Genomic DNA, 10099 nt, shown 5'->3' on the forward strand with positions numbered 1-10099 from the left:
GCGATAGGAATGACCGGTTGCCGAAATCTCCAGCTCACCCTACCGACCCAATCCGGCCAGTCAGCTCGCTCCTGAGCGGCCGCTCAGCCAAATCCCGTCTCTGCGAACTGGAACTCTACAAAGCGGCCGTTGGTGACCTCACCCAATCGGCCAGTTGCAGACTTTAGTGTGTTGCGAAGGACGTCCGCATGAATGACCGCTGAACATTCATGAGCTGCCGCGACGTGTTGCCTCCATCGTGCGGCGCGTCGGCGTCAGACCAAGAGAGTGCAACCGAACCAGGCGATCGATATCCCCCGGTGAAAGAAGTTGCTTTCAGCGGTTCGATACACGCTAAGAATGAGGAACAGGTTGCAGGGGGTATCTCTTCTGTGTCGCTCTATCTCGCAATGCGCGTTTGCGAAGAAGGGGCGGTCAGCGCAGTCAGCGGGACCAAGGGGGCTGCCGGTTTGGTGGATGGCGTCGAGGCGTCGTGATGCGTAGATCGCGAGGTGTTCGTCTTTCGCACCTCTCAGTTCCAGCGCGTCAAACGGCAAGTTCTCGGCGCTGGGGGTTTCAGCCTGTGAGGCTAACCGTGTGCGGATACAGGCGTCCCCGAAGACACGGATAAGGCCTCAGGTCTCGATTCGAAGGTAAAAGACGCGGGTTTCTGCGCGTTGATTCATCAGGAGGTCGACGCCGCCAGTCAGGAAGTAGCGATGGGATTCCTCGCAACCGTCCGCGTCTACCGTGACGATGTCGATTTCGCGGTCGTGAAAGGACTTCCCGCCGCGCTTGAGCGTCAGGACCTCGACGTCGTACTTCGTGTAGCCGATCTTTTTCAGCAGCTCGTCGACACGTCGGTCGATATCAAGGTAGAACTCGACGGAGCCATCGCGATCCTTGTTCTCTCGGCAACGGATCTTGATGTTTTCGATCGTTTGCGCCGACTCCTTCACGAACCGCAGGAAAGCCTCGAGCCGCCCGACGTTGTGCTGGGCTCCGCAATAGGGGTCGCGGAGCTCGATGACCTTCACGTGGGCACTTACCAAGGGGGCGAAGATCGTTTCTAGCGACCTTGCTTCACCCTCGTGCAGTTCCCACATCGACATCTTTTCGCCTTCCTGTAGGGCAGTGGTGCCGTAGCATGTCGACTCATTGATGAGCGCATGAAGCTCAGGTTGAAGACGTTCATCGACGATACCTAGGTCCGCCGGGCCCGCGATGAGGCTTTCAAGGAGCGTTTGACTGGCGAAGTGTTGCCGAACGACGGGCGACTTCAGGGCGGTCCCAGCAAATACGCGGGGGAAGGATTCCCAGCGTTCGCCGAGTTCGTCGGACAGGGCGAAGATCTTGAGGCGGCCATCGAGTGCGTATGGATGCAGCCTGCGATAGGCGGTCAGGGGCGCCTCCGAACGCGGTTTCTCGTCGAGCTTGTTCGCCAGGTAGAGGTTGAGCCGTTTTCCGTCTTGAAGCCATGTGATGAGTTGGCCCAGGCTTTCGTCGGAGAAGCCAGACACGCTGATCAGGCTGCGGCCGACCAGGTTGATTTCCTCGCAGTTGGCAAAGCGCTCTGCGAGGCCCGCGATGCTAGGCGAGCGCCAGCGCACATAGCTGCCCGGGGCATCCCCGCTTGTCGCGCAGTCGTGCAGCTCGCGCAACCAGGCCAAGGCGATCTTGCGCTCGAAGGCATCCCAGTAATGCTGGTTGCTGTAGTCGCACAAGCACACCCTGCAACCGGCTTCGCAGTCAGCCGGACAATTCAGGCGCTTTTGCGCCTCCGCCATCAGTGCCGAGAAGGCATACCCAGGCGAGCCGATTCGGGCGCAGTAGCCGGCCCCACCTGGGACACCGTCGTAGAGGATGACTTCGAGCCGGTTGCCCTGCGCACCGTAGAGCCGGTAGATCGCACGGACCTCGCCTGGATGGAGTTCGAGCAGGCTCGTGACCGCGAGCCGTATGGCCTCGGATATCGTCCTGGCCAGGCGTTCATGGAAACGCCGGGGTGAAACGTCGGATGACTCCGGGTCGGGCAAGGGGTGAACGAAGCGGAACAACCGGACGTCGGTATCGAACTGGTGCACGAAGTCGAGCCCAATCTTGGAGACCCTATCGTTCTTGCAAGTAAGGCCCGTCTGAGGATCCTTGTGGGCAAGCTTCGGTTCGGCGGGGGCAGGGGTTTTCTTGCCGGGCGACTTGGGGACTGATCTGCGCGGCTTGATCGGTTCGCAGTAGTTGCACAATGCGCAGCGGTGATAACCCTCACCGTATGCGCCGCGGTTGGCGATGAAGAGGGAGCCTTTCAGGCCGGAATCATCCGTCGACTTGGTGGTAAGTAGCGCCGAGGAGAGGAAGGGGAGGTCGGTTTCCTCGAAAGCGTCGTCGCGCGGGGCGGCAATCAGTCTGGCCTCGTCGGCTGCCTTGACGCGACGTCGACTGCTGCCGGGGTCACGGCCCCGACGATTCGCAAAGCTGGTCACGAAGCCGTGAGGCTCGATGAACTTGCGTTTCCTGCGACCCTCGGTCGAGCTGCAATTGCTGCAGGCCGGTGGAATCTCGTCAGGCGTATCCCCGACGTCGACGTGGAAACACTCCGGGCAAGCTACATACCACCGCTCGGGCATGAACGCCTTGGGGTAGTGGGCAAGGCCCGTGCTTTCCCAGATGCGGCCGTTGGCGATTACCTCGGCACCCGGGGCGTATTCGCTAATGCCCAGGGAGGCATCGCGCGAGAGGACGACATCGGACTGCGAGCCGAAGTGGGATACCCCCGACTCACCAAGCACCTCGAGGTTGAGCGAGTGAACGGGAAAGCTGTATGTCGGAATCAGTCCGCGGCGGGACAGCTGATTCACGAGAAACTGGTTCATGAAGTCATCGCGCATTCGCTGCCAGTACGAGGCCTTCTTGAAGTCGTCTGCCGCGGCGGCCTCTTTCATCTTTTCCGCGTACCTGGCGAAGCGATCACAGACCTCTTCGGCGAACTCCCTTAGCGCGGCAAGAAACGACGTGCGCAGATAGGGCCCGCGTGCGCCGATCATTCGAATGCCTTCCGGCAGGCGATCGCACAGGCTTTCCGCTTCGCTCGAGGCAGCCCCGCCATCCACGGACTCGAGCCATTGGTACAGGTCATCCGTGAAGGCTCGCAAGCCATCGCGGGTGAAGGTCTCTCCGAAAACGTGCTTCAGCGACGGAGCATTGATGTCATGGTCGGCGATCCGTTTCCTCAGGTAGTGCGACAGCAGCACCGAAAACTGATGACGCTTGAAGAGCTCCGGATTTTCGAGGTGGATGAACGGGGTGCCGGGACTCGAGGCGAGGTAGTCCGGGAAGTGCCGAAAGACGGCCTGGTCGAAGTTGGTGTTTCGGGCCACCGTGACGCAGAAGGGTGCCGCCTGGGCGCGCCGTCCCGCCCTGCCCGTGCGCTGCTGGTAGTTCGCGATGCCAGGGGGAACGTTCAGGTTGACGACCGCCTCGAGGTCGCCGAGGTCGACCCCCATCTCCATGGTCGTGGTGCAGCTCAAGAGATTGACCTTTCGCTCGGCGAACTCGCGCTCGACGGTCTCACGCAGCTCCGTGGAAAGAGAAGCCGTGTGTTCTCGTGCGCGGATGGTCGCGTGGTTGTCCTCCTCGTAAGAAGCAAGATAGTGGTTGCGCTGGCGGAGTACAGCCAGTTCGTCCTGGCCCAGTTCTTCGACTTCGCCCCGGCAGTTGAAGGCAGTGCATTTGTGCGCGACCACATGCTGCTGCATCAAGCCGCAGCTCTTGCAGGCGTAGAGCGTCGCCTTCTCCCCATTGGCGAAGCGGATCAGGTCGCCGTTGAGGGCAAAGCCCGGTTGGTGGCGCTCCAGTAAGGCAATCGGCGGCTTCACCAGCGCGTCCCAGAACTTGCGCAGGAAGGCGACCGCATCCTCTCTCGGCAAGCCAAGCTGCTCGACGAGGTACCAACTGCGGCGATTGTGGCGATTGGCGGCGGGGACCCACTTGAACCTGACAGTGTCGTCTCCACCATCGAGGTCGAAGGAACGGTGGCCGCTGTAGATGCCCCAGACGTGAGTGTCCGAGAGTGCTACCTTGGCAAAGCGCGACAGGGCGCGCTCGCGACGAATGTTCTCCAGGAGCAAATGGACCAGCGAAGATACGCTGCGATCGTCGTCGGGTAATTGTGCTGGCCAGAACGTCGGGACCTTCTGCAGGAGCAGGCGGAGGCGGGGTTCATCGTAGGTCACGAGTAGGACGCCGAGGGCCTCGACTGAGTTGCGCCGACCTCCTGGCGTGCAAACTTCGTTGCCGATCGCCCCTTGAAGGATCCCGAGGACATCCTGGTGGTCGTGGCGGATATCACCGTCGGCATCCAGCAAGATGGCCTGCTGGCCGTCCCGTTGCCAGTGCTGGTAGATCTGCTCGGCCAGCTGCAAGGTGGTAAGGAACGAGGTCCGCTCCTTCAGAACGTTGCGAATCGCGCTGCGCAGGGCAATGTCGGCCGCGGTTCGCTCAAAGTACGGTGCAAAGAATGCCGCGTCCTGGCGATTGTCCGAGAAGGCCAGCAGGTTTCGCCCCTGGGCGGGGCGGGGGTCATAGTGGTCGATCACGCCTGCCGGAAGCGACTCCAGCACGCGCTGGGTCACCACGCTTCCCAAGGCTTCGTTGCCCGGGTGCATGCGCGTGACCACCTCGGCGTCGGCGCCTGAAGAACGCCCCCCGCATGCGGGACACTTGGTCACGTACCAAGCCTTCTCTTGCTCGTCGTGCTGGGTCTGGATCGCGTAGAGGGGGACCGCACCGTCCCGTGCCGCCAACTCGCCCGTTTTAACGTCCAGCCAGTACTTTGGATAGTCTGTTGGCGCGTTCGCATCAACCTCGTCGTCCTCATCGTCGACATGGCCTACGGGGGTGCCGAGCCAGAACACGCGGCGCTCTGCGCGCGTTTCCCGGTCGCTCGGTTGACGATTGAAGAGGTGCCCGCCTTCCTCAAAGCCCTCCAGGTAAGGCTGGCCGCACTTGCGGCAGGTGAGCATGGGGTAATACTGTCCCGACTCGTCGCTGTGGGTCCTTGCGGCCTTTACCTTCGACCAGCCTTCATCGCTTGCCGCGGGCAGCACGGCAACGCCCTCGATGCTGTTGACCGCGAGATGGTAACGACCCGGAAGCAGCGGGAAATTGTTCTCGTCCTTCCTGGCGAGCATGCCGAGCCGGATGACGGCACTGAGTGCGCGGTACTTGGTCGCGTCCGGCGCGCTCTCGATTGGAGAATCAAAGACTAGGAGGGCAAGGCTCCGAAAGCTCCTGACGCCTCCGTTGTCGACAAACTGGGCGACACGCCGTACTTCCCGATTTCGGGAAAACGACTCCTCGAGGAATACAGGAACGGGGACGCCGGATTCGCACTTGAGTTCGACGCGAAGGAGTGCCTTCCCTTCAAGGTAACTGTTCCAGACGTCATCCGTGCGGAACTCTTCGGGTTGCGCAAGAATCTCCTCGAGAACCTCTCCCAGGCTGCACCATTCGGTGGCGCTCATTGAGAACTCGGACAAGGTCTTGCACTGCAGCCGCTCATGGGCGATACGTTTTCCGCGAACGACCTCATGCACCTCCTCGCCGAAGAGGGATACCGCAAAAACCTTGAGCTTGGCGTCGGCGCCTTCTCCATCCGACAAGCTTGCGCTCGTCCCGAAGACCTGAAGGGGTTTTTCAATGTGGAGCCGGTTCTTGAGTTTCCGAAGCAGGAAAGCCACTTCCGTTGCTTGGGCACCGTGATAGGTGTGAATTTCGTCGAGTACGATGAAGCGAAGGGCGTTGGCCGAGAAGAGGCGTTCGTTGCGCGGAAGCAGCAGAAGGTGCTCGAGCATCGCATAGTTGGTAATGAGCACCTTGGGGGGATTGTTGAGCATCTCGTCCCGCGTCAGAAGCCAGTTAGACGGGATGCGGTCGGGGTGACCCAGCGCCTCCATCAACTTGCTGTTGTTCAGCAGACGCGCCTCTTCCTCATCGCGCTTCACCTTCGCTTTTATCTGCCCCGTGTAACGTCCGAAGGTAATGCCCTGGTCCTTGAGGTATCGTCCGAAGAGCGGCGCGATGCGGTAATAGAGCTGGTCATTCGCGAGGGCGTTCATCGGATAGACCAGCAGCGCGCGGACGCCTGGCCGTCCTGGATCCAGTTCCGAGAGCAGCTGGTCGGCAATGGGATAGAGGAAGGTCTCCGTCTTGCCACTACCCGTACCCGTCGCGACGAGCAGGCTCTTGCCATCGCGCGATGCCAGCTCCATCGCACGCTGTTGGTGCAGGTGGAGTTTCCGACCCGCCGTCGGAAGGCAGCCCAGTGCGTCATGCACGAAACCACCGTTCTTCTTGAGCAGCGCCTCAAGGGACAGGCCCTTCTCGAAGTCGGGGAGCGCCTCCACGTACGGCCCCTCGACCAGTGTCTGCTCGGCGAGGATGTCCCGGAAGGCGGATCCCAGCCTTGAATACCTGCGGCTGATGGGCAGTGTCGTCGCTATGTAGCGCTGAAGGACCGTCTTGAGGTCTTCAACAAGGTCGATCGGGTTGGTGTCTTTCATAGCGTTTCGTCTGCCTTTTGCACGATTTCCCAGAGAAGGAGGTAGTAGGCGAACATCGCCTCGCCAACCTGCAGGAGATAGGTCAGGCACGCCGCGACCGGAATCGCCGACGTCTTAAGCAGCCCGATGAATTCATCGAGCCTTCCGGGCTGGCGGGAGCCAAGTCGGCAGTGATAGGCAAGCGCCGACAACAGGTGCGAGAACTGGGCGAGGTTCTCCCGCTTCTGGGCAACTTCTGGCGACACGCTGTCGTCGTCGGGCGAGGGCCAAGGAACGATGTGGGGGCTCTTCCCGACCAAACGGCGGTGGTAATCGTGATTGAAGCTAGGGAAGCGCTGCCGGAAGAATCGGCAGAGCCCGATCGCCTGGCCACGCCGGATCTCGTTCCCACCCAAGGTGCGGTCGTATGCCGCTTCAAGCGCTCGCCACGCGAACCTGTAATGGACCGGCCCCAGCCAGTCACCTGCGCCTGGTCGATAGGCATCGTTCTCCAGCTTGAGGGAGACCTCGAGCTGGTCGTTCGTCTGCTGGAGGGCCTCGACGTACTTGTCGAGATCGAATCCGTAGGGCTTCGCCCCCTGGGCCATCTGGGCAAAGTTCTTAAACGCAGAGGCCGCGGAAAGGTGCATCAGGTCCGGAAAGACGAAGGGATACTGCCGTTCGAGTTCGGACGCTGCACGCAAGGCCTCGACAAGCGGGTAAGGCTTCAGGTTGACCTGCCGATATTCGCGCGCGGGCAAGGCGTAAATGCGAGGGTCCTGCGCTGCGGCATTGAGCTGCAGCATCCAGGTCGGATGGGCGTCTTCCGGTGGTCGTGCGGCGGCAAGGTCCACGAGGTCCGTTACCGCCTCGTTCTCGCGGCCGCTCCAAGCCCTCAGCAGCTGATGCCACATGGCGGTCAGCCATTGCATGGTGTCCCATGCCTCCTGCGCATAACAAGGGTGCATGGCCGCTTGGACCCGCCGGAGGACTTCCAGGGATTCCAGGTCGGTCAGGTCCGTCAGGCACCCTAGGAGTTGCTCGACGCCGACCGGTGCCCCTCTGTCGTTGCACAAGAGGCCGGCCGCAAACAGGTCTTGCCGTTCGTTCTCGAGGTGGCCCCATGCTCCGTCGATTTGACCGTCAAAGCGGAACACCCAGGCGCCGGCCGGCCAGAGCTCAAGGTCAAGGAGGACGCTTGCCGCGTAGCTACCTTCGTCGGCATCGAGGCACATGAACTGGGCCTTGCCGAATCGATGGTGAGCCCAATTGCCGGCATTGGCGCCAATGACAATGTCGATATCATGTCCTGAAACGACGTCCTCGGCGATTACCCTGATCGCTTGCAACTCCCGTGGCAGCAGAAAGCGAACGACGAACTGGCCTGCGTAGACCTTGGTCGTCATGCGCCTCACGAAATGTGGCTGGACCAGCCGCAATAGGGCGACCGGGATGCCGGATCGGTCGCTGAGGTAGGTCAGCGTTGCCCCTTGTGGCGTCATGCGGCTGGCAAGGAGCGACGCGGAGAGTCGCTTTGTCGGGTACTTCGAGAAATCGACTCGAAGCGACCAGTCTCCGATGGAGAGAGTCCCCGGGTCAGTTGCGCTAACGAAAAGCTGCTTGTTCGAAGTCAGCGATACGGATTCGATGGCCCCAACCGGGCGGCTGATACGAGCAGGAGTCCCGCCGTCCGGGTCATTCTCGACTTCGATGAATATGCCCGGGACGTTCCAGGTGAGTACCTGGTGCCGACGCTCGTCAAGCCTGAAGACCAGCCTGAATGTCTTGGCCAGGCTGTCCCGAGGCTTCAGCATGTCCCCGTCGATGCGGACGTTCTCGTTCAGGCCCTGCTCCAGGTTCGCGGGGAGGGCCTTGCACATGAACGTCATCCCTCGCCGGATTTCGGTCAGGCCGTGCCAGTAGAGGATGGCGCTGCGGATGAGCGAACGTGCTTCGTCTGCACGCGAGATCTCGGCCAGCAGTCGGCTCGGGCCAGAGGGCCAGCAATCCGCCTGCAAGGCGGCGGTTAGGTTGATTTCCGCCGTGTTCGAGTCGTCGAGCTCGAAGGGAAGCCTGAGCTGCCTGGCGGAGCCGCTCGACGAAAGACGGAGGACGTGGCGCCGGCCGGAGAACGGCGACCACTCCGCAGGAAACTCGACGTGAAGCTTGAGTTCCCCAAAGCGAAGCTCGGTGCCTTCCTTGGTGGTGCTGCTGGACGCGCTCCAGCTTAAATAGGGCTGGCTTTCTCCCTGTATCGTCAGCGCGGCTGGACCGTTCGCGAGCGTGATGACCTGGCCTGGCAGAACGTCGAGCGTGAGGGCGTAGAGCGAAGGATCGTCCCACAATGCCTCGGCTTCGAATCCTGAAGGGCAAAACCGGCTCAGGCAGGTGTACTGGCCTGGCGGAAGGAGGACCGGGTCGGGCTGGTTCAACTGTGCGGCGACCTTGAAGCGCCCCGAGTCGGAGAAGACGAGCAAGCGGTTGGGCCTTTTGTCCTCCCATAGTCGGCAGGTCGATGCTTGCTGCCTTGCCCGGTCCTTGATTTCCACTTCTCGGGCTAGCACACGCTTCAGCGGCACGAACGCGTCTTCGATGCCGGATCGATGAACCCGAACCTCGCCATCCACGCTGATCTCGTGCTCACGCTCATCGCCGCCCGGGATGAAGATGCCGAGCAGACCGTCATTGAGCATCAGGTACGGCAGCTGGGCCCGCCGTAGGATCCCTCCATGCTCGGGTTGGTATTTCTGGAAGGCTCGAGCCATGGCCCTTTCTATTGAATTGGCCTGTTCGTCGGCTTGCCCTCCGCGGTGGTAGACCCGCAGGAAGACCTGGGTGTAATAGCCCTTCGTGTCGAGCGTGACACCCTTTTGCGCGGTGACGCTGAAAGGCGGTTTGAGGAGGGCTTGCAGTGCCTGTTGCCAGCTCTTAATGGCTTCCGGGTCATCCTGGTCGGGCAGCCCCACACGCTTTGCGAAGTTGAGCATCCTTTCGGCCAGGTCGTCAGCGAAGGCCAGCGGGACCCCTACTTGGCGAAGGTACTCGGTCGCCATGTAATGATTGCCGGATTTCCTGGGGGAAGCTTCAAAGCCGAGTGACTGAATGGCCTTGCGGAAGGCTGTCCACAAACTCTCGCGCTCTGATTGCGTTAGTGGGACATCTGTTCCGATTGCGCGTTCGACGTGGGGGTACAAGTCAAAATGACCATCCCGGCCCATCCCCTCCATGACGTGTGCCGTCAGGTTCACGGAGAACAGAGCCGGATGCCGCCCCAAGTATTCCCGGTATTGCTCGACCGTGGGTCGGGCGAGGGTCAGGAGCTCGATGGTCGTTTGAATCGCGGGAGAGAGGAAGTCGCGGAGCAATCCGAGGAAGGGGACGTCGCTGCCCTTGATCCTCGACAGAAGCTGTTCTTCGGCGACTGATAACGTTTGCAGGCTCATCTCGCGGGGTTCCAAACGTTTGTGTGAGGGCTTCATAACGGGATTCGGTATGGCATCCGGCCACTTGGTCGGATTTCATTATCCATGGGAGCCTCTTGCAAAACTCGCAGCGCGAAGCCAATTTTCCGCGGCTGGAGGCAA

2 protein-coding genes are annotated in these 10099 nt (G+C 61.3%); both read right to left on the reverse strand.

Annotated features, from left to right (window positions below; translation table 11 throughout):
- Positions 1–614 precede the first annotated feature (614 nt).
- Positions 615–6536 (reverse strand): DEAD/DEAH box helicase, encoded by a 5922-nt coding sequence (locus NFW05_RS16275; RefSeq protein ID WP_295309354.1) that lies wholly within the window; start codon positions 6534–6536, stop codon positions 615–617.
- On the reverse strand, positions 6533–9958 hold the full coding sequence (locus NFW05_RS16280) for a hypothetical protein (protein WP_295309357.1): 3426 nt from the start codon (positions 9956–9958) through the stop codon (positions 6533–6535). The genes NFW05_RS16275 and NFW05_RS16280 overlap by 4 nt, the downstream gene beginning before the upstream one ends.
- Between the last annotated feature and the right edge of the window lie 141 nt (positions 9959–10099).

This window comes from Accumulibacter sp., from assembly GCF_023806625.1.
In the GTDB taxonomy this organism is placed as follows: domain Bacteria; phylum Pseudomonadota; class Gammaproteobacteria; order Burkholderiales; family Rhodocyclaceae; genus Accumulibacter.